Source organism: Enterococcus sp. AMC1157 (assembly GCF_058216555.1).
In genome coordinates this window covers 2,762,461-2,788,173 of the sequence record NZ_CM177099.1, presented here as the reverse complement: position 1 = coordinate 2,788,173, position 25,713 = coordinate 2,762,461, and the positions used below count along the sequence as shown (strand labels likewise).

The window sequence follows — 25,713 nt, the reverse complement described above, 5'->3', positions numbered from 1 at the left end:
TCTCCTTTCGAAAAAAAAACACCTGAAACCAAAAAGATTTCAGATGTTTTACTTTGTTGACCAGCCTTCTCCAAAACTAACAGGAAGGACAGTTCGATTTTCTACTTTGTTTCCTTCAATAACATCCAAAAGTAATTCGACTGCTTTTTTTGCCATTTCTTCTACTGGTTGAGTGATGGTTGAAACCAAGTAAGGTTCTCCATCACGTGAACGTTGTCCGTCAAATCCAATAACTTGAATATCTTCAGGTATTCGTTTACCCATTATTTTCAAAATTTTACACACTTCTTGTGCCATATTGTCATTGATGGTAAAAATCCCATCAATTTCTGGATTTTCATATAAAAATTGAGCAATTCGTTTATGTAAACCGGTGATTGGCTCTAACATTTCCAATACTTCATACTCAACATTTTTAGACGTACACTCAATTTCAAAATATTTCCGACGGTTTTTAGTCTCATTAGGAGTCTCTTGATAACCGCCAATGAATGCTAAATGCTTAGCTCCTCGTTTAATTAATTCATTGACAGCTAGTCTCCCACCAGCGGCATTATCCGCCGTTACATAAATGACATCCTCCGTAAAATAACGATCAATACTAACAAAAGGTAAATTGCTAGAGACATATTCGTCAATGTCTGAATATGTAATACCAATAATTCCATCTACTTTATTTTGGGTAACCATTTGAATATACTCTTGTTCTTTCAAACTATCTCCACTTGAATTACATAAAAACATCTTATAGGAATTATTTTCTAAATAACTTTCCACAAAAAAAGCCCATTGAGAAAAGAATGGATGCCAAACACTTGGCAAAATTAAGGCAACCGTATAAGTTCGATTAGTTTTCAAACCTCGTGCATAATAATCCGGCTGATAGTTTAGTTCTTTAATCGCAGCTTCTACTTTTTTTCTTGTGCTCTCTTTGACTGAACCATTATTTAGAACTCTCGATACCGTTCCCACCCCGACACCGGCAAGTTTTGCAACTTCTTTCATTGTCGCTTTCATAGCCAATTCTCACTCCTTTATTTAGAAACTAATTAGCCCCAGTATAAAGGAGTTTAAGAGAAAATACTAGCTACCTAAAATCAAATGTTAATAGGAAGATTACTATTCACAGCAAATTTGACGCTTCACTGCGAGAGAGTCTTGCTTAGGTCAGCCAGGAATCACTTCAAGCCTTTAGTCTTTGACCTTTCAAGCTTCACACGTCGACAAAAGCAGACTTCGTTGTATAGTTTAGCGAATGGAATAAACAGTTGTGAAATGTAATATTTATTTTACTCGACCAATTTCCATTGAGGAGATTATTGCTTGACCTTCACTACTAAATACAATATCTTTTCCAGATTCGATTTCATAAAAAGTCATCGTCATAGTTTCTAATGCGTTTAAAAATACTTCAATAGAGCTTGTATCTCTAAAAATTTCTAATACAAGTTGTTGATTCACTAAAGGAATTTTTACTTGTCGTTCAACCAATTGCTCTGCTTCACTACCAACAATCGAATAACCAAAATCTTTTCTACTCATTGTAAAGATTTCCGATTGACTATCATAGTGTAAATTAATCGCTTCTTTTTTATTCTTCGCAAATTGAATGCTTAAAGATTCTGCATTAGATAAATCTACTACTAAATGAACATACGTATTGTCTTTAACAACATGTCGAAATTGTACTGGCTTTTGGTGAACTTCCACATTTTCAAATCCATATTTATATTCTAATTGACTATAAATAGTTGAAACTGGTTTTTGAACAAGACGATTTTCTTTGACCCGTAACTCCCGTGGTAGTGACATTGCGCCAGCCCACTTATGATCCAAATCATCCGTTGGTAATGTTCGATCCCACATTTGCATCCAAGCAATCATAATTCGACGATTCTGATCATCTTCTAAGGTTTGTGGGGCATAAAAGTCTAGTCCAAAATCAATTTCATGGTAGTTTTCGACCTGTAATTTCCCTGTTTCCCAATTCATCTCACCAATAAAAGCGACAGTTGAACTAGTATTATGAAACTCCAAATCTTTTTTGGGAATTTTAATCGGTGACATGATTAGCACGTCTTTTCCATCTAAATGGAATAAGTCTGGACATTCCCACATCACACCTTGTGTTTCATCGCCCTCTAATAAAACCGAATTAAATTTCCAATCAATTAAATCCTTCGACTCGAACAAAAGAATTCTACCGCGATCCTCTTCATTTTTAGAGGCCACTACACTGTAATATTTATCTTCTCGGGAAAACACTTTGGGATCTCTAAAATCATGAATATTTCCATGTTCTCCAAGCAACTCTTTACCAATTACTGGATTTTGTTCAATTTTAGTAAAATGAATTCCATCTTCTGAGACTGCCATGCATTGTGTTTGGTAAGTTTTAAAAAACTTAACTACATGTCCTGTGTACATTAAATATAATTTACCATCTTTTTCAATGGCACTTCCTGAAAAGCAACCATCCTTGTCATAAGCTTGATCTGGTGCCAAAGCTACTGGCAGTTCTTCCCAATGGATCAAATCTTTTGATTTGGCATGACCCCAATGCATAGGTCCCCATTTACTGTCATAAGGATAAAACTGATAAAAAATATGATACTCTCCTTTGAAGTAAACAAAACCATTTGGGTCATTTATCCACCCAACGGGAGCCATCACATGATAGTGATGTCGATACTTCCCGTTTACTTTACTTTTATTCATTTCAATAAAACGATTTGCTTCATCTAATTTCAAACTAGCAGTGTCCACTCTTAATCCGTCCCTTTAATAAAACGATCGTAACCGTCTTGTTTAATTTGTAACCATTCGTCAATACCAACACGTTCTAATTCAGCTAAATAATCATCCCATTCAGCATCAATATTTCCACCCGTAATCCATTCTGCACGTTTACGGTAAATATAATCCCACATATCTGTTTCAATTCTTGCCAAACGGTCTGTCTCTGCTTTTTCAAAGAAGACACGAGGGAAGTTATTTTCATTATTTACATATGGTACATAATGTTCATGCATTAAGTCTAAACGCCATTGTGCATCATCTGGCATCGTTGTTACTGTTCCATAATAAGTGTCAAGAATCGCTAATGGCCCAGCAGCTTCTGTTTTTTGGCGCAACTCCCCTGGTGCTTCTCCATCTAATGGTAAATGTTTTAACATTGTGCCATCAAATTCGAAAATGTTTGGATTGTTATCATCTCCGTAAGTTCCCCAGTTGTTTTGTACAGACTGTAATGGTTCGTACATTTGATCCGCCCATTTTGCAGTCAATTCTAAGTTTTGGTTTGCACTTGTAATTACAAAACGGTCTCTAGAAAATCCCATACCATTTGTACGTGTGACATGTTTTCTACCGTCAGGTCCTGCAAGTACTGGCAAGACATCATAGCTATCATTCATACCTGAAACATTGGCTTTATCCCAAGTGAAATACACACCATAGCGATGTTCTTTTCCTTTAGCTACAAACGTATTCCAATCTTGTTCAAAGGCTTCATTATCAATTAAACCTTTATCCCACATTTCGCTGAAATATTTAATGGCTTCTTTATACCCTTCTTTATCGGCTGTGAAAACAACATTTCCGTCATTATCTACAACTGTATGGTCATCGTTATCCCCTTCACCAAATGGAGCAAATAAGAATTTCAAATCTTCATTCCCACCATCGTTGATAAAAGTAAATGGAATTTCATCTGCTTCACCATTTCCATTAGGATCTTGTGTTTTGAAAGCTTCTAGCACTGTCATTAATTCATCGGTTGTTTCTGGCATATCCAGACCCAAGTTATCTAACCATTCTACGTTAATCCACGCCATATCATTTACGGTATGAATGGATTCTTTTCCAGCTCCCAATTCTTCAATCCAAGGTAATGAATAAATATGGCCATCTGGTGCTGTTGATAATTGACGATATTCAGGATACTCATCAAAGATTTTTTTCAAATTAGGCATATGTTCATCGATTAAATCTTCTAATGGAATAACTACGCCATTTTCAGCCCAACCTAAAAGATCATAATCACCTGCTCCTGCATTAAATATTGCATCTGGTAACTCACCACTAGCAATATCAAGATTTCGACGCTCATGGAAATCCGAATTGTAGTTTGTCCATTCAATATGAACATTTGTCCCTTCTTCTAAACGTTGGAAAATTAGTTTTTCATTTGGATCATTTGGTGCTAAAGGTGCACTTTGAGAAAGCATCTTTAAGGTTACCTTCTCTTCTAAAGGAAACTCGACATCTGTTAGTTCATAATCTGGACTAGATGTGTTCGAAGCCCCTCCATTTCCACACGCACTTAAAACTAAAGTACTAGTTAAAGCAAAACCTAAAAGCCATTTTTTCGATTTCATCATTTTCTCTCCCTCTAAATAAATTATTTAAAATTTTTATTTCGACATTTTTAATTGAAAGACTTTGGTATGCATTGGACTTTCTACCCTTTAATTGAACCAACCAATACTCCTTTATCAAAGTATTTCTGGAAGAATGGATACATAACGATCAATGGTAAACTGGAAATAACAATCGTTGAATATTTAATTAATTCTGCTAATTGTCGCATTTCAGCCATTGCAGTATTTGCTCCTACCATGTCTTGAGATGGTTGATTTTGGATTAAAATATTACGTAAAACTAGTTGCAAAGGTTGTAACTCAGGTGATTTCAAATAAATCATTGCATCGAAGTAAGCATTCCATTGACCTACAAAAGCGTACAAGAACAAGACAAACATAATTGGTTTCGCTAATGGCAGCATGATTTTGAATAAAATTTGTAGCTCATTTGCTCCGTCAATCGTTGCTGCTTCTGATAATTCATGGGGTAAGCCACTAAAATAGGTTCTCGCAATAATGATATTCCATACATTTAATGAACCTGGTAAGATAATCGCCCAAATCGTATCCAACATTCCTAAATCACGAATTAATAAGTAAGTTGGGATTAGACCACCACCTACAAACATTGTAATGACGAAGAAAGTCATAATAGCGCCTTTTCCATACAAATTTGGTCTAGATAAGGGATAAGCAGTAATCATTGTGACGAATACTGTTAAAAAACTGAAAGAAAAAGAATAAACAAGTGAGTTGATAAAGCCTCGAATAATTGAGTCGTCTGAAAACACTCGTTTATACCCATCAATTGTCCAATCGGCAGGATTAAAACTGATTCCTTTCGTAATTAAGGTTGATGGATCCATAAAAGAGGCAACCACTACATAAACCAGTGGAACAATGGTGATTAATACTAGGAATAAAACAATGATGCGGTTCACCCACAACATTCTCTTATCAAATTTTGAATATAACTCTAAATTCATGTCTTCTCCCCCTATAATCCTTGGCCATCATTTAAACGTTTGGTTATTGAATTAACCATTAATAACAAGACAACGTTGATTACCATATTAAACAATCCCACAGCGGCTGAATATGCATAATTTCCTGATTGCAAACCAATTTTATATACATATGTTGAAATAATTTCAGAAGCAGGAATATTCATTGATGTCTGCATCAAGAAGGCTTTTTCGTGACCTACGTTCATAATATTTCCAGCTGCTAAGATAAAATTAATTACCATTACTGGTCGTAATGCTGGTAAATCAATATAAAAGATTTTCTGTAAAATATTTGCTCCATCGATATTAGCAGCCTCGTAAAGATCTGTACTTACGCCGGCCAGAGTAGCCGTGTATAAAATCGACGCCCAACCCATTCCTTGCCAAATCCCTGATAAAATATAGATAGTTCGGAAGTAATTTGGATTTGACATAAACATAATTGATTTTCCAGTGAATTTCTCTACTATCCCATTAATTGGACCATTTGCAGATAAGAAAAGAAATAACATCCCTACAATAACTACCACTGAAATGAAGTTCGGTGCATATAAAATTAATTGAATTTTTTGTTTGATTTTTTTATTTAAAATTTGGTTTAAAGACAATGCCAACAAAATAGGTGGTAAAAATCCTAAAAATAATCCAAAAATACTTAATTTTAATGTATTGAACAATAATACCGAGAAATTAGGTGAATAAATAAATTCTCTAAAATGTTCAAATCCTACCCAAGGACTTTTCAAAATACCTAGTAATGGATTGTAGTTTTTAAATGCAATAATTGCTCCGTACATTGGAAAATATTTAAAGACCAGTGTTAACAATATCCCCGGAAGCATTAATAGATATAACCACTTATCACGCTTAATTCTATGAAAAATATTTTTTCTTCGCTGTTGTTTTAACGACTGCTTATCATTCACTAAAGCTCCCCCTGTTCCCGTTCCCTTAGCCATTTTAGTTCCTCACTTTCATTATTTTAGAAACGTTTCCACTTTTGTTTAAAAATAAAATTTCTAATCTTAATTAGATTAAAAATATTGGTTTTGGAAACGTTTCTATTTCATGGCTAAATAATAACATTTTCATGTAAGGGCTGTCAACAGAATTTCAAAATAAATTTAAAGTTTGTGAAAATACACAGGATTATTCACTGTAAACTTGACGCTTCACTACGCTTAGGTCAGCCAAGAACCGCTCCAAGTCTACGGGTTTACAGCTTTCAATCTCCAGTTGGTCCCAAGATCGACAAAGGTAGACTTTGTTGTGGAGTGTAGCGAAAAGATTAGAAAAATACTATGAATAGTAACAAAAACATAGGATTATTCTCCTTCGATAACTCTTAATTTAAGTTTTTATTGTATAGAAAAAATCTTGCTAACTACTGGAAGTACTCTAAAAAAACAAAAGACCAAGCATCTTCAAGTTTAATCACTTAAAGATGCTTGGTCTTATTGAAACAATTGCTTTAATTTTTGATTGTGCCGATTTTTACTTTTGAAAGTTTCACATTCTCTTTACTAGTAAATGATAAATCTTTCCCCACTTCTGTTTCGTAGAAAGTAGTTGTTATTGTGGTAGTGCCATTAATAAATACTTCTACTGATGTTGTGTCTCGGAAAATTTCTATCTCTAATTTTTTGTTAATCAATGGTATCTGGACTTTACGTTCCACTAACGTTTCATTTTCAATACCAGTAATTGGCAAACCTATAAACTCACGGCTTAAGGTAAATTCTTCTGTATTTGCATCATAATTAAATAGTAGATGAGCTTGATCTTTTTTGGCAAACTCAATAGTTAAGGCACTTTTTTCTTCAAAAGTTGCTGTCATTTTTAGATAAGTTGTATTTTGAATGATATCTTCTTTAGTTTCAGTTGTGTCATTCAAAGTCATCTCTGACCATTCCTCTTGGATCGTCAAATAATCATAAATACTTGTGATTGGTTTTTGGACCAAGCGATTTTCTTTCACGTGTAGCTCTCTAGGTAACGTCATTGCACCTACCCATTTATGCCCTAGATCATCTGTTGGTAATGTTCGATGCCACATTTGCATCCATGCAACCATAATACGGCGATTTTGATCGTCTTCCAAAGTTTGAGGAGCATAAAAATCTAAACCAAAATCAATTTCGTGATAGTTTTCTACCTGAAATTCGCCATTTTCCCAATTCATCTCACCAATAAAAGCTACCGTAGAACTCGTATTGTAAAATTCAAAAGCCTTTGGTTCAATCTGAATCGGTGACATAATCAAGACATCTTTCCCATCTAGATGGAATAAGTCTGGACATTCCCACATCACACCCTGTCCTTTTTGACCTTCTAATAGAACAGAAGTAAAGGACCACTCGATTAAATCTTTAGACTCAAATAACAAAATTTTTCCGCGCTCGTCTTTAGTTTTAGTAGCAAGCACACTATAATAACAACCTTCACGTTGAAAAACTTTAGGATCACGAAAATCATGTATGTCACCATTTTCGCCTAATTGTCTTTGATCGATGACTGGATTTTGTTCCATTTTTGTAAAATGAATTCCATCTTCTGAGACTGCCATACACTGCGCTTGATAAGTAACTCCGACTCCCTCATCATAAACGTGACCTGTATACATCAAGTAAAGCTTGCCATCTTTTTCAATGGCACTTCCAGAGAAACAACCATCTTTGTCATAAGTTTGATCTGGTGCCAATGCAACTGGCAATTCTTCCCAATTGATTAAATCTTTTGATTTTGAATGCCCCCAATGCATCGGTCCCCATTTACTATCATAAGGATAATATTGATAAAAGATGTGATACTCTCCTTTGAAATAAACGAAACCATTCGGATCATTAATCCAGCCAATTGGTGCCATCATATGATAATTATATCTATATTGCGGATGAATACTGTCTTTGTATTCTTGAACAAAGCGATTTGCTTCCGCTAATTGTGAGCTAATTTTTGTCATTTACCTTCCCTCTTTTCTCAAATTTTCTCTTACTACTAATTAAATGATAGCATTTTCATTCTAAGACTGTTAAGGGCAATTTGAACAAAAAACTAATTCTTTTTTAGTCATGATGAAATTGATCGTACCAACCGTATAAACTAAAAACGTATCTCAAGCAAAAATAGTTGCCTATTTTGTAATGAGATACGTTTGTCATCTTATTCATTTGTGCGTTCGTTTTTTAGAATGAATTCCTGCGAAATAAATTAATACTGTTAATGCCAATAAAAACAAAGTTGCTTGGATCATCGGCATTAAGTTGTAGCGATTTTTTTCCCAAAGTTTAGGAATATCCTGAATCATATGAGTAGTTGGTAATAGCTTTGCAATACCCTGAATCGGTTTGGGTAGTTGATTCGTTTGAATCCCCATCATCCCTGATAAAATCATAATTAAAAAGTAAACCGACATCACTACGCCAAAGGTGATACTGAATTTTTTTAACAATAAGGAGAGACCATAAGCTGCCAAGAATAAGCTAAAACTTAAAAGAATAATGCCGATAAAAAATATACTTAGACCAAAGAAACTAGGAGCAGGAATTTTTAAAATTGGTATAACTACGACTGCATAGATGGTCATAGACAAGGCTGTCATAATGCTTTGAGCCACAAATTTTGCCAGCATTTGTTTCTTTTCTGAATAACCAAATAGAGACATTCTTACCGTGATTTCTTTTTCAATTTCCTGTGAAAATAATGATGCAAATCCGATAAAAATGATGGCTAAAGGTGAAATCAATAGATTGGTAACAAAGAGCTGGACTGAAAATTGTTCCATTCCCTCCGCCGGGATTTGCTGATTAAAGATAAAGTATAACAGCAAGGTCATTAAGATTGGAAAAATAATCCCAAACAGAATAGAGAAAAAATTACCAAATGAATTTAATAGTTCATATTTAATATATCTTTGCATTTTAAATTCCCCCAATCGCATTTAACGTCATCAGTTCAATATCTTGATTACTACGGCTAAAGTTCATTCCTTGATTGATTAAATAGCTTGAAAGCTCTAGTTCTTGCGTCTGATTCTCACACGCGATGGCAATCGTTTTTTCTGGTGCAAGAATTTGTCGATAACCGGCTAATTCAAGCTGAGAATTTTCGTCAAACGTAATCACTGAGTGTCCACAATATTTTTTAAAAAGAGCTTTATGAGAATCAAAAGCGACTACTTTACCTTGATGAAGAATCAATAGTTTGTTCGTTAACAGCTCTAACTCTTGATAATAATGGGTGACAAACAAAATGGCGGACTGCTTATTTTCATACCATTTTAAGATTTTCTGAATTAACGCTCTGCGGGTTTCAAAATCCAAGCCAGTGGTCACTTCGTCAAAAAATGTGATAGGTGCGTCCTGCATTAAAACTAAAATCAAAGTGAAGCGTTGTTTTTGTCCCCCAGATAAATCTTTGAATTTTTTCTTGAGATTGTCTTCAAAACTAAAAAATTGAACTAATTCTTGGAGTTTTTTATCGATTTTATAATTCGTTCCAAGAATAGCTTCCATAATTGTTTTGCAACTAACCGTATCGATATATTCATTAAATTGCATGTGTACCGCCATTTCTTCTGGTTTCACTGAGGATACAATTTTTCCTTGATAATTAGTCAAGCCTAAACAAGCTTTAATAAAGGTTGTTTTTCCTGCTCCATTTGATCCAATCACACCGATTCGATCCGTTGGTAAAATTTCAATTGGTTCTGTGATGTCTAGAGCAACTAACGAAGGGTACTCTACTTTTAAACGTTCAATTGTCAACATAATTCTTCCTCCATTCTACTTTTACTTCTACACCTTGATTGGTATTTTTAATGTGCCAAGACATATTTAAACTTTCAACAAATCGATCGACTAAATACAATCCTAAACCTGTTCCTGCTTCTTCTTCCCTTGTATCACGAACAAAAGGTTCTTTAATATGAAGCATAATTTCTTCAGCGACATGAGCATTTTTACTGATGATTGTCAAAGATTCTGGAACTAGTTTGACGAATATCTTCTGCCCTTTTGGCGTATACTTGACTGCATTTTGAATCACATTGTCAACAATAGAGACAAACAAATTTTCTTCTGTTTCTATTTGAACAGATGTCATTTCCAATTCAATCGTCAATTCCCGTTCCTGAATCCTTCTTTCATAATTTTCCAAAACATTCGGTAAGAATCGATCTATTTGAAGACGAGTTATTTCTTCTTTAGTTGGTTCATCTAAAATCAACATTAGTTGTTGGACAATTTTTTGCATTTTTCTTATTTCGGAATTTACTTCGGGTAGATAACGCTCATAATCCTTAAACTTGCCGATTCGACCTATCATACTTTCAACCAACAAGGAGGCTCCGGAGATAGGCGTTTTTAATTGATGAGAAGCATTGGCTAACAATAGACGTTGCCGTTGATTGATTGTCGTCAACTGTTCATTTTGATTGTGTAACGTTTGAAGATTTTTATTTAGTTCAGTGTGCATTTGATTTAACGCATCTTGTAAAATTTCAAATTCATCGCCTTTACTTGGCTGATGGAAAACTTGTCCTTGTCTTTCTTTTCGTTCATTGGCTTGCTTAGCCAATAGTTCAACTGGATGTGCTAACCTTCGACTAAACCATTGAGCGATAACTAAAGAAACGACAATTAATACAAGTAAAATCATCGGAATACTTTGGGCAACAATCGGCATTAATTCCGTCAGTTTAGGAGTCATTGATGAACCAAAAGTTAAGTAAATATCTCCCTCAACTTCTTTGATTGCGGAATAGTTTGCGTAGCTATTGGTCTGTTGCTCAATACTGCCACCAAATACTAAAATATCATCTGCTGTTTGATAAAAATCTTGACTGGCGGTATCTTCAATCACCGTCATTCCATAAGTTTCTACATTTTCAAAAGCAATCAAATCCTGACTAATCGGTTGATAACTTTCGGCTAATACTTCTTTTACTGCTCGAAAATCTATTGATTCAAATATAGCGGTTGTAGAATCTTCAGCATCAAATTGATTAAAGGCTTCTCGAAGTTCATCAAACAGACTTTTTATTTCTTCCGCTTGAATAACGATATCCATCGTGACATTCGGGGTTGAGACAAGGAGTGTATGTCCTTCTTTAGGAATACGAAGACTGGTCACTAAAAAGTTGTCTGATAATTCATAACCGTCAGCGAAGGTTTTTCCTTCAATAAATCTTCGTTCGACTTCTTCCACCGTTTCCAAATAACGATCCGTTTTATACTGAGCATATAAACCAGGTAACATCCACATAAAATAGCTGATAATTAATACACCAATAAATATGGTCGTTAATGCTGTATAAAGAGCGGTCTTTTTTGTTATAGACATTTGCACCTCTCCTTTTTACTCGTTCTTTTCATAACAGTAACCCACACCAATAACGGTTTTAATAATATCTAAAGGTATTTTTTTACGAAGATTTTTGATATGAGCATCTATCACTCGATCGCTAACTAAAAAATCATCAGGAGCAATAATTTTTAATAAGTGCTCTCTTGTATAAACTCTTTGAGGTTGATCGTATAGCGCTTCAAAAATCAAAAATTCGGTCACTGTAAGACACAAAGATTCTTGATTAAAATAAACCTGAAAGTTCTCTTTTTTTACATCCAAACCGGTTTCTTTAATCGTTTCTGCACGGATTCTTCGTAATACAGCTTCAATCCTTTTTAAAAGAAGAATGGGTGAAAATGGTTTGATAATATAATCATCTGCCATGCGATTAAATGCCTCTACTTGGTTACTTTCATCCCCCAGCGCTGTTAACATGATGGTCCCACAAGTAAGTTGTGTTTCTGTTAATTTTTTTAGAACATCTAAACCTGAAATAAAAGGAACCATGATATCTAAAATAGCTACGTTATATTGTTTAGTTGCAATCAATTCCATTGCTTCTTTTCCATTCACTGCTACGTCTACTTGATATTCTTTTAATCGTAGATACTCACAAACCACATCACGAATTACTGCTTCGTCTTCAAGATATAATAGTTGAACCATTTGTCTTCCTCCCTTGTTCCTCTTTATTAAACAACATCTGTATGAAGCTCATATGAAGATGAGATGAATCTGATTTAGTATTAAAAAAACCATACCAAAACAGACATGGTTAAAAATTATCCTTTTTTACGACGCATGGATTTTATATGTGTTAACTTTGAATCATCTTTCAATTGATGATACATTTTAGAATCCAAAGAATACATGGCAATTTTTCCTTCACTATTTGCATGAATGCCCCATCCATAATGTTTAACTAAACTTGCCGCTCGCATGCAAGCTTGTGGCTTCGCAAAAAATTCTTCTCGACTCAGTCCTTTATGAGCTGCTGTAGATTGGTGAATGAGTTCGTCTGAGTCATAGTGATATGGATGTTGTTTTAATAAATCAAACTGTTTTCTAGCAACAGATGGCGTTTTTCTTTCCGGTGGAATTTCCCCAATTAAAACGGGGCAATCTTCTGGAACTTCAATAAAGGTGTCGAAATAATTGGTTGTATATTGTTTCATCAAAACCACTCCCTATTTTTACTGACCTGTTTCTATGAGACTAGTATATCAAATTATTTCATCCCAATTGATAATATACACAATTCAGTCCTATTTTACAGCAAAAAAACTGCGACATAAGTAATTTAACAGTAAAATATCCGAACGATAGAAAATTGCTCTTGCGGGCTAGTAGGCCCTCATTGCAGTTTCGTCACAAATGGACGAAATTCATTCTATTTTGTTCGGATATTTTCGGCTTGTTTTTACTTATGTCACAGTCCTATTTTGGATGGATTAAAATACAGGAACTACCGCTCCATGATACGTATCATTAATAAATGTAGCTACTTTTTCTGATTGCAAAGCATCAATTAATGCTTGAATGGCTGGATCATTTTCATGACCAGTATTTACAGCAATAATGTTTGCATAGGTTTGGGCAGCTTCTGAGTTTTTATCTTCACTTTGTAACGCATCTTCTTCAACGTTAAAGTCCGCTTCTAATGCATAGTTGGCATTAATAACCGCAACATCTACGTCTTGAACAGCACGAGCAATTTGTGAAGCATCTAATTCAACAATTTTTACATTTTTAGGATTTTCCACAATATCGCTTGGTGTGGAAGTAATGTCAGCACCTTCTTTTAAAGTGATAACTCCAGCTGCTTCTAGTAATAATAATGCACGAGCACCATTCGTTGCATCATTAGGGATAGAGATTTCTCCACCTTCAGAAATTGCATCTAATGAGTCCACTTTCCCTGGATAAATACCTAGTGGTTCAAAATGGATGCCTGCTACAGAAACTAAATCGTAACCATGTTCTTCATTAAAGTTTTCTAAATAAGGTAGATGTTGGAAGAAGTTTGCATCCAAATCACCATCGTTTAAAGCCGTATTTGGTAAAACATAGTCATCAAAAATTTTGATATCTAAGTCAATTCCTTCTGCAGCTAAATCATCTTTAACATATTCTAAAATTTCTGAATGGGGTGTTGGACTTGCACCAACTGTTAAAACCGTTCTTTCTATTTCTTCACTAGCAGAAGAACCTGCAGCTGAAGAAGCAACTGTTCCATTGTCAGTTCCAGAAGAACAAGCTACTAAACCTAATAATGCTGCGCCTAAGAATCCTAAACCTAATACTTTTCTGATTTTTTTCATTGAATTTCTCTCCTTTTATATCCCTTATTTTATATTTATTTTTATCCCGTTCTAACGGGGTGTTCCCAATTTTGAGCATAAAAAAAGTCCTTTCATCAGCTTTGCTGACAAAAGGACGAATAATCGCGGTACCACCTTTTTTCGGAAGTAAAACTTCCCTCAAGCCATCTCAATTAGAAATGGTGTCCAAGATAACGATTGGACCTTTCGAAATCATCTACCTATCGATGATTTATCCTCTGAGACCATCTTCATTTTCTATCCCTTAGTTCTTTTCACCAAACAGAACCTCTCTTGAAAGTCTTCGAAAATTACTCTTCTCTTCAACGGATGTATATGTTGTTGTTTCATAATTTACCTTAGTTTCAAATAATTGTCAACAAGAAAATAAAATATTCTGCTGGAACAATTTCCTAGTCCTTGCCATTTACAAAGTAAAGACAGACATGCTTATAAAGAGGAACCTCTTGAGACATAAGATTTGCCTAGAAAATTTAATTCCCTAGTCAACATTTATTCCCTGTGTAAAGTTTACTAATGATTCGTTACTTCTTAGGCAATTTCTTCAAATGCCGTAACTTTATTTCGAGCTTTTTTGGCATTATATAGTGCGTAATCCGTCCGAATAAATAATTCAGCAACACCAACAGTTGCTGTGTATTCAGAGAGTCCAAAACTAGCAGTAATCTTACTTCATTGTCCTCTTCCAAACTAACCTGATTCAAAATAATTTGGATTTTTTTACAAGTTTCACTAGCAACTTGCATGGAGACATTTTCGAAAAGTAAACAAAATTCATCCCCACCAAAACTAAAGGTAATATAAGAGTCTTCGTTTTCTTTCAGTGTCATCGCAAATTTTTTTAAAATACGATTTCCTACAGAGTGTTCGAATCGATCATTGATTTTTTTGAAATTATCAATGTCTACTATCCCTAAAATGTAATGCCGATTATCCGACTCTTCCACCGCTTTCAGAGCTACGTTCAATGCAGTCGATTATAAATTTCTGTCAGCTCATCAAAACGCAATTGCTGCTCCAAATGGTGTCTTTCCACTTCTAAATCAATACTTGCTTTATATTTTTGTTGTAGATAGTTAGTTGCTATGACACTTAATATTGAAAAACTCAGTAATAACGAAAACAGCAAAATAATTCCAATGAGTCTCAATGGACTGGTAAAGATATTTTGAGCATTTGGGTCCCAATGTATCACAAACTCTGAGATTAAGAATAAAACTACACTTGTTATCCCTAGTGATTTTGTCAATTTCGGGGACGCATAAACGGTTGTCAGTAAAATAGGAATTAAATAAATGGCATAGATTGGTGTACAGATATTATGAACCGTGGTTAAAACAAAACAAATATCGTTAACATAAAGGAAACCGTATAGATCCTTTGCGTCTGGCTTATTTTCGAATATCTCATTCTATAAATTCCCACTAACAATAGAACAAAATTAAAAATTGAAGGGATAATTAAATATTTCAAAAAGAAGAGTGTGTTTGAAGTGGTAATTAAATTGGTTCTAAAAATATTAAAACTTAAAAGTGATTCGACTAAAAAAGCAAAAATTGACAAATACATAGCCACTCGAAAATGTTTAGACAACCAATTTTCATCAATTTTTGAATATTCATTTTTTATCTCCATTACCCTTGAAGTTGCTCCGTGGTAGGGCTCAACATTTTGACGTATATAATCATCCATCTTGATACTGTCTACAGCAACCTATTTTGTTGAATAGGTCCAGCCTTCAAAAAATCATCCACTACTATAGATAGTTAGTCATTTTCATTTATTATGAAACTAAAATTCACTAATGCGTCATTGTTACCCAATCATTCGGATTTTTTTTTTTCGGATGTTCAACGGACTTGCGTTAGTATCAAAATTTGACTATACAATAAAAAAAACAATAGCTATTTTTACGTTATTTATGTAAACGATTGGTTCTTTAAAATTCAACTAAATTTGTTCAACAAAACAAATTACCAAAATCTAATTTTAATTTAATTTTATTATGAACTGATAAAACATTATTTTCAGGATATTTTCACTTAATATATCTATATTAGTTGAAAATTGAATACTTTTAAAAAGTATTCTCTATATTTTGAGAAAAGGGTTCATCAGTGTTTCTTAATTTTTATCATGTTATAATTAAGTATCTTAGAAAATCATATGAAAATTCCCGTTTTAACTATTTTCTTTTGAATTCTATCATTGTTTAGGAGGAGTATGAATGAGGAAAAAGACGATTTATTATAATTTTACATGGGTTGGTTATCTGTTAATGGGCATGGGAAGTATTTTCGGATTGCTTTCGGTTTTTGCTATTCCCTTTGGATCAATTATTGAACAAGACGGCGGATTTCAATTTGTGTTTCTTCTTTCTTTTGGACTGCCAGGACTAATCTTGATTTCTGTTGGTCTAGGCATTCTTCTCCATCACTCTAGAAGAAAGAGAAGTGCTCAATATTTAATGGACACAGGTAACTTGATTATTTGTGATAATTTGAATGTAGCCTATTCCAATATTCGAATTAATTATGAACATAAGTTATATCTAACTTGTTCTTATGTTGACAATAATGGTGAAACGTATATTCTTAAAAGTCCTATTCTAAGATACGATCCGACGCCTTACTTAAATGACCAAGTCAATGTTTATCGTGATCCTTATGATATTAAAAAATATTACATTGATATTGATGGAAGTTTAGGCAATGTTCATGAACTCTAATTTTTGAATCACTTCCCTTTTATCTTTAAGATAGACTTTTAGTGATTGGCTATTTAAAAAATATAAGAATCACCTATGAAATCCATGTTTAAAACGGATTTCATAGAGGATTTTTTTCACAAACTATATTTAATGTTCACCTTGAACATATTCCATCATTGTCTCTGCATCTTCTGGTCCAACATTACCAGCAAAGTTTCTGGTAATTAAAGAAATTGTTCCCTGATCGTTATAAAAAAGATACATTTGATCTGGTGATATTTGTTCTCGTGACGAATCTGTCTGTTCAGTTAGCAAAATATCTAACTGTGTATTTACTTCTACTGTTCGTTTAGGTTCGTCACTAATTGAATTTGCACTAAAAATAGCGATTTCTTTTGTTGGAATTTCAGTCACCTGAACCGTAAAACTTGCTTCCTCCACTAGTGGACCCTCCATTCCATCTTCATATCCCATAATATGCAAGACTAAATCTGGTGAGTTAGCGGTTTGAAGTAATTCGATAGCTGGTGGCACATTCATTCCTTCACTGATAAATTGAACAGTTCTATCCTGTTGTGGCCCATCAGAATCAAGAGAAAAACCTAAATCATTCAAATCTACAACAAATGGAAATTCTTCTGAAGCAGTTTCACTTTCAGTTGTAGACAAATCTGAACTGGTCTCAGAAGTTACTGTCGAAGAGTGGGAAAAGCTGCTATCTGATGTCGATTCTTCTGATTGATTTTCGTTTTGAGAACAAGCCGTTAATGCAATAAGTGACACGATCAAAATACCTAGTTTTTTCATAAACTCTCCTTCTTTCTATTCTCTCATTGATATTTGCAGGGTCAAAAAGAATCCCCTTACATATTAATCGTAACATAGAGAGTAAAAAAATGAAAAGAAGGCAGACTTATCGTCTCTATTGATTAAGATATTCAAAAGTAAAAAAAGAAACCTTAATGAATTAAGGCTTCTCGGTTATATTTCAAAGATTATTCTTCTTCAGACATGAATGTATTGAAAACTTCTTCAATCATATCCCATTCTTTGTCTGTTTCGATTTGCTCTAAATTACCTTCAGTTCCATCTTCGTTTTCTACATATGCATAAGCTTGTAGATCAACTTCTTCATCTTCTGGAATTCCAGTTGGATATAACAATACGTAGTTACGGCCAAATTCTTCTTGTCCGTCGATTGTTAATAAGATTTCATAAAGTGTTTCATTTCCTTGATCATCCACTAGGGTAATATGTTCATGTCCTTCGTGATCATGATCGTGGTTGTGGTCATGTGTATGTTCTGACATTTTGTTTCCTCTTTTCTGATTAATTAAAATAAACTGTTTCCTGATGCATCCAAATAATTTTGTAGGATCATAACTGCAGCTACTTTATCGATAACTTTTTTACGTTTTGCACGAGAAGTATTCGCTTGTTCAACAAGCATACGCTCTGCTTGTACAGTTGTTAATCGTTCATCTTGATACACCACAGGGATATCATACAATTCTTCTATTTTTTTACCATAAGACATCGAAGCCTCTGCTCTTGGACCAATTGAATTATTCATATTTTTTGGTAAGCCCACAACAAATTTTTCTACTTCGTATTGATCAACGAGTTCTTTTAAACGATCAAATCCAAATTCTTCTTTATCCTCATTAATGCGGATAATTTCCACACCTTGAGCAGTCCAACCCATGGGGTCACTGACAGCTATACCTACTGTTCGTGAACCAACGTCCAATCCCATAATTCTCATTACAAGTCGACTCCGTGGTTTTCCAAGTAAAATCGGATTAATACTTCTAAAATCTCATCGCGTTCATGACGACGAATCAAATTACGAGCGTCTTGATAACGAGGAATGTAGGCAGGGTCCCCAGAAAGTAAATAACCGACAATTTGATTAATAGGATTGTACCCTTTTTCTTCTAATGCGCTATAGACAATCGCTAACGTTTCGCTTACTTCTTTCTTTCGACTATCATCAAAGTCAAAACGTACTGTTTCATCTGTAAAACCCATTAATACGACACCTCTTTCTTCATATAAGTTTGCATGTTCTCCTTATACATTGTACTAAACATACATCAAAACTACAAACAAATACTTTATTTATTATAACTACTTTATCCTAATTTTATGAGCTTTCTGTGAAAAATTCATTCCTTTTTCCTTTAAATTTGATTTCTTACTCAAAAAATGACTTTTCAACTAGATGAATAGGATTGGTTTTTAATATCCATTCTTAACTACGCAAAAATTATTTTTTTTCGAAAGTTTTTTACTCTTAACATTAGAAATATTTTTTTGATAATCAATCTATCGGCTATTTTTAGCCGATTGTTAACTCAAAATAAAATATCTGAACAATAGAGATCAATTGACCTCTATTGTTCAGATATTTTTAATTGTTAACTAATTTTATTCTTCTGTTTCTACTGGTTCTGATCCTGAATGTAAGAAATAAATTAACGTTTGTAACTCATTCGTCAAATCAACATTTTGAACTAACACGTCAGTTGGTGCCGTAATTCTAGCTGGTGTAAAATTCAAAATACCTTTAATTCCTGCTGCTACTAAATCATTTACGACATCTTGTGAGCGTTGTGCAGGTACAGTTAAAATAGCAATATCAATTTGTTGAATAGCAATTTGTTCTTTCATATCCGTCATAGGATATACAGGAATCCCATCAACAATTCGACCAACAATATCTGGATTGACATCAAATGCGGCACTCACACGAATGCTGTTGCTTTGATGGAATTTATACTTCAATAAAGCACTTCCCAAATTACCAACACCGACTAAAGCCACATTGGTCATTTGATCATCATTTAATGTTTTTGCAAAAAATTGCATTAAATCTTCTACATCATAGCCATAGCCACGTTTTCCTAATTCTCCAAAATAAGAGAAATCACGGCGGATTGTTGCGCTATCTACTTGAACTGCTTCACTCAGTTCTGTTGAAGAAACTTTTTTCTTTCCTGCGTTATTTAAAATTCGCAAATAGCGATAATATAATGGCAAACGTTTTGCTGTTGCCTTTGGAATTTGATTTTCTTTCACTATTGTTAACCCTCCGTTTGTGAAATTTTCACTATTACATTGAGTATCATATCAAAAATAAACAGAAAAAAGCAATTTGATTGCTCACAAAATTCATTTTTTATTACTCCCCTTGAGTAACTCTGAAATAAACTATTCAAAAAGCTTCAAACTACCATTCAGAAACCTTCTACCAACGGACAACCTGTCTAAATATTTTTTTGATAATCTTATTTATTTAAATGAGAAAAATCAACACTTTTTGAGAGTTAAAATGAAACAAATTTTCTTGTCAATGTTCTAACAATCTTTGCTTTTGTTATCTCGCTAAGTCTCCTAAAATATGATAGACTAATGATGAATTTGTCTTTAATGAAATGAGAAGTGAGGAAAATATGATTTTATTACAAGCGAACCAAATCGCCCGTCTTTTTGGTGCAGAGGTTCTTTTTGAAAATATCCATTTAGATATCAGCACTCGAGCTAGAATTGGACTAGTTGGTCGTAACGGTGCTGGCAAATCAACTTTACTAAAAATAATTGCTGGTGTTGAAACTCCAGATGCCGGTCAAATAGCAAAAAACAAAACCGCAACGCTTGGTTATCTTGCGCAAGATACCGGCTTAGTTTCTGATGCAACTGTTTGGGAAGAAATGCTTGATGCTTTTTCCATTGTACGAAAAATGGAGCAACGTATGCATCAATTAGAAGTTCAAATAAGCGAAAGTGATCCTCAAACAAAAGAATATCAAAGTATTTTAAAAGAATACGATCGACTACAACATGATTTTTCTGAACAAAATGGTTACAGTTATGAAAATGAAATCAGATCTGTTTTACATGGATTTAAATTCGATGAATCCTTTTATACTCAACCGATTGCCACACTTTCTGGTGGTCAAAAAACACGTTTAGCTTTGGCGAAAATGCTATTGCAAAGTCCAGACATTTTAATTTTGGATGAACCAACAAACCACTTGGATATTGAAACTTTGGCTTGGTTAGAGGGGTATTTACAAAGTTACTCAGGGGCCTTATTAATTGTTTCCCATGACCGTTATTTCTTAGATAAGGTTGTCACTGAAATTTATGAAATCAGCCGTCAAAAAATGCGACATTACAAAGGAAATTACAGTCGTTATCTAGATTTAAAAGCAGAACAATTAGCTAGTGATTGGAAAGCATATGAAAAACAACAAACAGAGATTAACAAACTAGAAGATTTTGTCTCCCGTAATCTGGTAAGAGCTTCAACTACCAAACGTGCGCAAAGTCGTCGCAAACAATTAGAGAAAATGGATCGCTTAGATCGTCCCCAAGGCGATGAAAAATCGGCCCACTTCCTCTTTGATATTGCTAAACCTTCTGGAAATATTGTTCTACAAGTTGAAGAAGCTGCCATTGGTTATTCTACAGAAGAAGTTTTGTCTCAACCAATTGATTTAGACATTCGTAGAAAAGACGCAATTGCCTTAGTTGGACCGAACGGAATTGGAAAATCAACTTTACTGAAATCTATTATTGGAGAGCTTCCTTTTATCAAGGGGGACCTTCGTTTAGGTACAAATGTTTCGGTTGGTTATTACGATCAAGGTCAAACAAACTTGCATCAGAATAAGACAATCCTTCAAGAATTGTGGAGTGAACATCCAACTACACCAGAAGTAGAAATCCGGAATACTCTAGGTGGCTTCCTTTTTTCTGGTGAAGATGTTGAAAAAACCATTACCTTATTAAGTGGTGGCGAAAAAGCCCGTGTTGCTTTAGCAAAATTAGCGATGAATCAAGAAAACTTTCTAATTCTTGATGAACCAACCAACCATTTGGATATTGACAACAAAGAAGTGCTGGAAAATGCTCTCATCGATTATGAAGGGACCCTTTTCTTTGTTTCCCATGACCGCTATTTCATCAATCGAATTGCAAATAAAGTCATCGAACTCTCAGAAGATGGTAGCAAGCTATATTTAGGTGATTACGATTATTATCTTGAAAAAAAACAGGAAGAAGAAGAACTAGCCGCTTTGTTAGAAGAAAAAGAAGAAGTTGTGACTGTTTCAACAGGAAAACAAAACTTCCAGCAAAGCAAAGAACAACAACGAGTTCTTAGAAACCTACAACGTCAAGTGGAAGCCATTGAAGAACAATTAGCGGAGTTAGACCAAAAAATTGAAGCACTGGAATTGGAAATGACACAACCAGAAGTGCTGAATGATCATTTGAAACTAAACGAGCTAAATCAAGAAAGTGAAGTTGCGCAAGCAGAACAGCTAACTTTGATGGACCAATGGGAACAGCTAAGTTTAGAATTAGAAAATTTAAATTAATTGATACATCGGGCTTAACGAATATCTCATTCTAAAGTCCGATGTATTTTTTAACTTTTTTGTTTTAATTAAAGTAAGGATAAAAATGACTATGATATAAGGAGGGAAATTTCATGCGCTACACTCAAAGAAATGGATTAGCAATTTTTTTAGGAATTATTTTGATCATACTTGGTTTTATAGGTATCAGTACTCATAATTATCAGCAATCTAATGCAACTTATCTTGAAGATGTCTACTATTTTGAGGAAGAACATAATTACGAAGAAGGACCGCAAACAGAATTGGCTTATCGAGGAACAGAACAATTAGAAGCAGACGGCATAAACATACCTTTACTTCTCCAATCGGATGAACGTTGGAAGGACGATTTTGTAAATGATACATATGGATTAACTATGGAAGAATATGGCAGCGGAGTTGCTGCTGTTGAAATGTATCGTCGTTTCTGGGAAGACTGGTATGACTACGATTATGATTACCTTGAGCCTTATACCTATTCTTATAGAGAACTATTTAACAGAAATTTCGATTTTCAATGGAAATATTTAAAACAAATGACAGAGGAATTTGGTTATCCTTTAACAAGTTTTGGTAATAACTTTGACAAAGCCAAACAATCATTGGAAAGTCGTGAACCCGTTATTGTTTCATTTAAACCAGGGACATTTTCTGAGAAAGAACATTTTGCAGTTCTCGCATTAGATAATGACGGTCATCTTCGTCTGTTAGATCCTTTAGATACACCAGAAAAATCCCATTACAAAATATATTATGATAAAACATATTTGACAGATCAAATTCAAAATTACTGGGCTGCCGCTTATTAAAGCTGGCAGTTTTTTTGTACTACTCCATGTGAATTTGTAATCAAGATATTTTTACTTTATACTTAATGTATACCAAAAATGGAGGGATTTTTATGAAAATCGGCATACCAAAAGAAATCAAGAACAACGAAAATCGTGTCGCACTACCACCCGCTGGAGTATACGAGTTAGTTCAAGATGGTCATCAGGTTATGGTTGAAACGAATGCTGGCTTTGGGTCAGCGATTGCAGATGAAGATTATGTTGCAGTCGGTGCAACAGTTGTTGATTCAGCAGCAGAAGTTTGGGCAGCTGACATGGTTATGAAAGTCAAAGAACCTTTAGAAGAAGAGTATCAATATTTCCGAGAAAACTTGTTGCTATTTACTTACTTACATTTAGCGGCAAACAAACCCGTAGCAGAAGCTTTGTTAAAAAACAAAGTTAACACCGTTGCCTATGAAAATGTGCAACTTACAAATGGTACGTTACCTCTACTTGCTCCAATGAGTGAAATTGCTGGTAGAATGGCTTCACAAATTGGTGCAGAATTTTTAGAAAGTCCTAAAGGCGGAAAAGGCATCTTGTTAGCCGGTGTTCCTGGTGTTCGTAAAGGAAATGTCGTCGTTATAGGTGGTGGCGTAGCTGGAACCAATGCTGCACATATCGCATATGGACTTGGAGCAAATGTAACCATTCTAGATGTAAATATTAATCGTTTAAAAGAATTGGATGCTCAATTTAATGGCAACATTCAAACACTGTTGTCTAACTCATTTAACATTGCCCAACAATTAGAAACAGCTGACTTAGTGATTGGTGCAGTTTTACTTCCTGGACGAAAAGCGCCTACGTTAGTTACTAGAGAGATGGTTAAAAATATGCCTGATTACTCAGTGATTGTCGATATTGCGATTGATCAAGGCGGTATTTTTGAAACCGGTTCAAAAACTACAACCCATGATGATCCTGTCTATGTAGAAGAAGGAGTCACTCACTATGCTGTGGCAAATATGCCTGGGGCCGTTGCTCAAACGGCTACCCATGCTTTAAGTAATGCAACTTTGGCCTTTGCTAAAAAACTAGCCTCTGCACCACTTGCAGAAGTTTTACAAATAGAAGCTGATTTATACAGAGGTGTAAATACTTATCAAGGACATATGGTTCATTCAGCTGTAGCAACTGATTTAGATCTGCCTCATACAGAATTAAAAGAATTATTTTAAACTATAACAACTATATCCAAATAAAAGAGAGCGATTCCTAATTCTAGGGACAACTCTCTTTTGTTAAGGTATTTTATAGACAATCACTTATATTACTACGCATAATATTGAATCACGTCATTTAATGCTTCGGCAGTACCTTGGTATTTTTCGTCATAATAAGCTTTAAAACGCTCGTCTCCTACATACATTAAACCCAAACCTTTGTGTGCTTCTCTTGAATAAAATCCCCAAGTAAAGCTTAACCACTTTTTATGAAGCTCGAAAATTTCTTTACCTAAATCAGAATCAACGTTGGCATCTTTTAGGTACTCTTCAATTTTTTCAAACAAGACTGACTCGGTAGTTGCCATATCTTGCAATTTTTCTTCCGTTAGATTGAGAAATTTTTGATTCGATTGTTCAATCGTTTTTTCTCCGTATTTTTCCCGAATTTCTTCTCCATACTGCGCTTCATTTTTAGCTATTTTTTCCATTTTTAATGCTTCAAATTTTTCTTTATCTGACATTTGAATCTCTCCTTTATAATGTTTCAGAGTCTGTTGAACAGTGGTCAGTAAGTTATCAATTTCTTTTCTTCTTAATAAAAGTTTCTCTTGATGCTCAGCTAATGCCCCTTCAACGTTAAAATCAGGATTATCTAGAATTTCTTTTATCTCTTCCAATTTCATATCTAACTTACGATAAAGTAAAATCTGTTGTAAGCGATCTACCTCTTTTTGACCGTAAATTCGATAACCCGAAGAATTCACACGAGCAGGTGTTAACAAATTAATTTCATCATAATATCTTAAAGTTCGTGCACTAACTCCCGATAAATGAGCAAATTTTTTGACTGTATATTCCATAATGACTCCCTCTCGTTCTTACAATTATCCTAAATTTCTTGTAAATTTTTTTAAAAACTAACTTACCAACAAACTTATCATAAACCTTGACGTAACGTAAAGGTCAAGAAAATAATTTAATAAACTATGATTTTTTATAAAGTAGCTACGTACTAAAATTTAATCGTTGCCGTAAAAAACTTATCAGAATAATCATTTCGAGCTTTTCAATCGATTAAAAATTCTGTATGCTTAGGATAACGAATTGATAAAGGAGAAAAACGATGCACTTATCCCAGCAATTGATGTTGTATTTGGCACCTATTTTTGAAATTGTTGTTGTTTTGTTAAATGTCTTATCAATCTTAATCTTGATTTGGGGCGTTTTGTTATCGGCAATTGATTTCGTGCGTTCTGAAACAAAACATCGAAGCCGACTCAAAACTGCAAGTAGAATCAACATTATCAAAAGTTTTTTAGGCAGTTACATCTTATTGAGTCTAGAAGTACTGATTGCTGCAGATATTATTGAATCGATTATCAATCCCACCTTCCAAGATATTGTCAAATTAGCCTCCTTGGTCGTGATTCGAACCGTTATTTCTCACTTCCTACATGAAGAAATTAAAGTGTATCTCGAAGGCGGCGCTTTGAGAAAGAAAAAAGATTTATAAAAAAAATCCGAATGAACAA

At 34.2% G+C, this 25,713-nt stretch carries 24 protein-coding genes and 1 other annotated feature; of the genes, 5 read left to right on the top strand and 19 right to left on the bottom strand.

From position 1 onward, the window contains the following. Window positions 1-48: 48 nt before the first annotated feature. The 13 genes from AC4BBX_RS13585 to AC4BBX_RS13525 all read right to left on the bottom strand — a co-directional run bounded on the left by AC4BBX_RS13585 (window position 49) and on the right by AC4BBX_RS13525 (window position 15,029). On the bottom strand, window positions 49-1,017 hold the full coding sequence (locus AC4BBX_RS13585; RefSeq protein ID WP_490454342.1) for a LacI family DNA-binding transcriptional regulator: 969 nt from the start codon (window positions 1,015-1,017) through the stop codon (window positions 49-51). Between the two features lie 267 nt (window positions 1,018-1,284). Then, window positions 1,285-2,718, bottom strand: a complete 1,434-nt coding sequence (locus AC4BBX_RS13580) for a glycoside hydrolase family 32 protein (protein ID WP_490455823.1) — start codon at window positions 2,716-2,718, stop codon at window positions 1,285-1,287. A gap of 50 nt (window positions 2,719-2,768) precedes the next feature. Beyond that, window positions 2,769-4,379, bottom strand: a complete 1,611-nt coding sequence (locus AC4BBX_RS13575; protein ID WP_490455822.1) for an ABC transporter substrate-binding protein — start codon at window positions 4,377-4,379, stop codon at window positions 2,769-2,771. A gap of 83 nt (window positions 4,380-4,462) precedes the next feature. Further along, window positions 4,463-5,350 carry a carbohydrate ABC transporter permease gene (locus tag AC4BBX_RS13570; RefSeq protein ID WP_490454341.1) on the bottom strand — a complete coding sequence of 296 codons (888 nt, stop codon included), beginning with the start codon at window positions 5,348-5,350 and terminating at the stop codon, window positions 4,463-4,465. Between the two features lie 11 nt (window positions 5,351-5,361). Then, window positions 5,362-6,330 carry an ABC transporter permease gene (locus AC4BBX_RS13565; RefSeq protein WP_490454340.1) on the bottom strand — a complete coding sequence of 323 codons (969 nt, stop codon included), beginning with the start codon at window positions 6,328-6,330 and terminating at the stop codon, window positions 5,362-5,364. Window positions 6,331-6,842: 512 nt separating this feature from the next. Next, window positions 6,843-8,333 carry a glycoside hydrolase family 32 protein gene (locus AC4BBX_RS13560; RefSeq protein ID WP_490454339.1) on the bottom strand — a complete coding sequence of 497 codons (1,491 nt, stop codon included), beginning with the start codon at window positions 8,331-8,333 and terminating at the stop codon, window positions 6,843-6,845. Window positions 8,334-8,537: 204 nt separating this feature from the next. Further along, window positions 8,538-9,290 (bottom strand): ABC transporter permease, encoded by a 753-nt coding sequence (locus AC4BBX_RS13555; RefSeq protein ID WP_490454338.1) that lies wholly within the window; start codon window positions 9,288-9,290, stop codon window positions 8,538-8,540. 1 nt (window position 9,291) lies between these two features. After that, a complete protein-coding gene (locus AC4BBX_RS13550; protein WP_490454337.1) occupies window positions 9,292-10,140 on the bottom strand; it encodes an ATP-binding cassette domain-containing protein in 849 nt (282 codons plus the stop codon). Next, on the bottom strand, window positions 10,127-11,713 hold the full coding sequence (locus AC4BBX_RS13545) for a sensor histidine kinase (RefSeq protein ID WP_490454336.1): 1,587 nt from the start codon (window positions 11,711-11,713) through the stop codon (window positions 10,127-10,129). Before AC4BBX_RS13545 ends, AC4BBX_RS13550 begins: the two co-directional genes overlap by 14 nt. 15 nt (window positions 11,714-11,728) lie before the next feature. After that, window positions 11,729-12,385, bottom strand: coding sequence for a response regulator transcription factor (locus tag AC4BBX_RS13540; protein ID WP_490454335.1), 657 nt, complete (start codon window positions 12,383-12,385; stop codon window positions 11,729-11,731). 116 nt (window positions 12,386-12,501) lie between these two features. Further along, window positions 12,502-12,894 carry a DUF6157 family protein gene (locus AC4BBX_RS13535; RefSeq protein WP_490454334.1) on the bottom strand — a complete coding sequence of 131 codons (393 nt, stop codon included), beginning with the start codon at window positions 12,892-12,894 and terminating at the stop codon, window positions 12,502-12,504. A 276-nt stretch (window positions 12,895-13,170) separates the two neighbouring features. Continuing rightward, window positions 13,171-14,040: a MetQ/NlpA family ABC transporter substrate-binding protein gene (locus AC4BBX_RS13530; protein WP_490454333.1), complete on the bottom strand. Its 870-nt coding sequence runs from the start codon at window positions 14,038-14,040 to the stop codon at window positions 13,171-13,173. Window positions 14,041-14,148: 108 nt separating this feature from the next. Next, window positions 14,149-14,376, bottom strand: a binding site (T-box leader). Window positions 14,377-14,585: 209 nt separating this feature from the next. After that, window positions 14,586-15,029, bottom strand: coding sequence for a GGDEF domain-containing protein (locus AC4BBX_RS13525; protein ID WP_490454332.1), 444 nt, complete (start codon window positions 15,027-15,029; stop codon window positions 14,586-14,588). A 1,259-nt stretch (window positions 15,030-16,288) separates the two neighbouring features. Here AC4BBX_RS13525 and AC4BBX_RS13520 point away from each other — a divergent pair. After that, window positions 16,289-16,789: a hypothetical protein gene (locus tag AC4BBX_RS13520; protein ID WP_490454331.1), complete on the top strand. Its 501-nt coding sequence runs from the start codon at window positions 16,289-16,291 to the stop codon at window positions 16,787-16,789. A 129-nt stretch (window positions 16,790-16,918) separates the two neighbouring features. Here the strand turns inward: AC4BBX_RS13520 and AC4BBX_RS13515 are convergent, their stop codons facing one another. The 5 genes from AC4BBX_RS13515 to AC4BBX_RS13495 all read right to left on the bottom strand — a co-directional run bounded on the left by AC4BBX_RS13515 (window position 16,919) and on the right by AC4BBX_RS13495 (window position 19,852). Continuing rightward, window positions 16,919-17,578 carry a hypothetical protein gene (locus AC4BBX_RS13515; protein WP_490454330.1) on the bottom strand — a complete coding sequence of 220 codons (660 nt, stop codon included), beginning with the start codon at window positions 17,576-17,578 and terminating at the stop codon, window positions 16,919-16,921. 188 nt (window positions 17,579-17,766) lie between these two features. Further along, window positions 17,767-18,081 carry a DUF1292 domain-containing protein gene (locus AC4BBX_RS13510; RefSeq protein ID WP_490454329.1) on the bottom strand — a complete coding sequence of 105 codons (315 nt, stop codon included), beginning with the start codon at window positions 18,079-18,081 and terminating at the stop codon, window positions 17,767-17,769. Between the two features lie 23 nt (window positions 18,082-18,104). Beyond that, window positions 18,105-18,536 carry a Holliday junction resolvase RuvX gene (ruvX, locus tag AC4BBX_RS13505; RefSeq protein ID WP_490454328.1) on the bottom strand — a complete coding sequence of 144 codons (432 nt, stop codon included), beginning with the start codon at window positions 18,534-18,536 and terminating at the stop codon, window positions 18,105-18,107. Beyond that, a complete protein-coding gene (locus tag AC4BBX_RS13500) occupies window positions 18,536-18,802 on the bottom strand; it encodes an IreB family regulatory phosphoprotein (RefSeq protein WP_490454327.1) in 267 nt (88 codons plus the stop codon). The genes ruvX and AC4BBX_RS13500 overlap by 1 nt, the downstream gene beginning before the upstream one ends. A gap of 399 nt (window positions 18,803-19,201) precedes the next feature. Next, complete coding sequence (locus tag AC4BBX_RS13495) at window positions 19,202-19,852, bottom strand: redox-sensing transcriptional repressor Rex (RefSeq protein WP_490454326.1); 651 nt, start codon at window positions 19,850-19,852, stop codon at window positions 19,202-19,204. Window positions 19,853-20,226: 374 nt separating this feature from the next. Here AC4BBX_RS13495 and AC4BBX_RS13490 point away from each other — a divergent pair, with 374 nt between their 5' ends. The 3 genes from AC4BBX_RS13490 to ald all read left to right on the top strand — a co-directional run bounded on the left by AC4BBX_RS13490 (window position 20,227) and on the right by ald (window position 24,193). After that, window positions 20,227-22,158 carry an ABC-F family ATP-binding cassette domain-containing protein gene (locus AC4BBX_RS13490; RefSeq protein ID WP_490454325.1) on the top strand — a complete coding sequence of 644 codons (1,932 nt, stop codon included), beginning with the start codon at window positions 20,227-20,229 and terminating at the stop codon, window positions 22,156-22,158. A gap of 113 nt (window positions 22,159-22,271) precedes the next feature. Then, window positions 22,272-22,988, top strand: coding sequence for a C39 family peptidase (locus tag AC4BBX_RS13485; protein WP_490454324.1), 717 nt, complete (start codon window positions 22,272-22,274; stop codon window positions 22,986-22,988). Window positions 22,989-23,080: 92 nt separating this feature from the next. After that, complete coding sequence (ald, locus tag AC4BBX_RS13480; RefSeq protein ID WP_490454323.1) at window positions 23,081-24,193, top strand: alanine dehydrogenase; 1,113 nt, start codon at window positions 23,081-23,083, stop codon at window positions 24,191-24,193. Between the two features lie 95 nt (window positions 24,194-24,288). Here ald and AC4BBX_RS13475 read toward each other — a convergent pair whose 3' ends face one another. Then, window positions 24,289-25,044, bottom strand: coding sequence for a MerR family transcriptional regulator (locus AC4BBX_RS13475; RefSeq protein WP_490455821.1), 756 nt, complete (start codon window positions 25,042-25,044; stop codon window positions 24,289-24,291). A 260-nt stretch (window positions 25,045-25,304) separates the two neighbouring features. Between AC4BBX_RS13475 and AC4BBX_RS13470 the strand changes: the two genes are divergently transcribed. Next, complete coding sequence (locus AC4BBX_RS13470) at window positions 25,305-25,694, top strand: DUF1622 domain-containing protein (protein WP_490454322.1); 390 nt, start codon at window positions 25,305-25,307, stop codon at window positions 25,692-25,694. Window positions 25,695-25,713 lie beyond the last annotated feature (19 nt).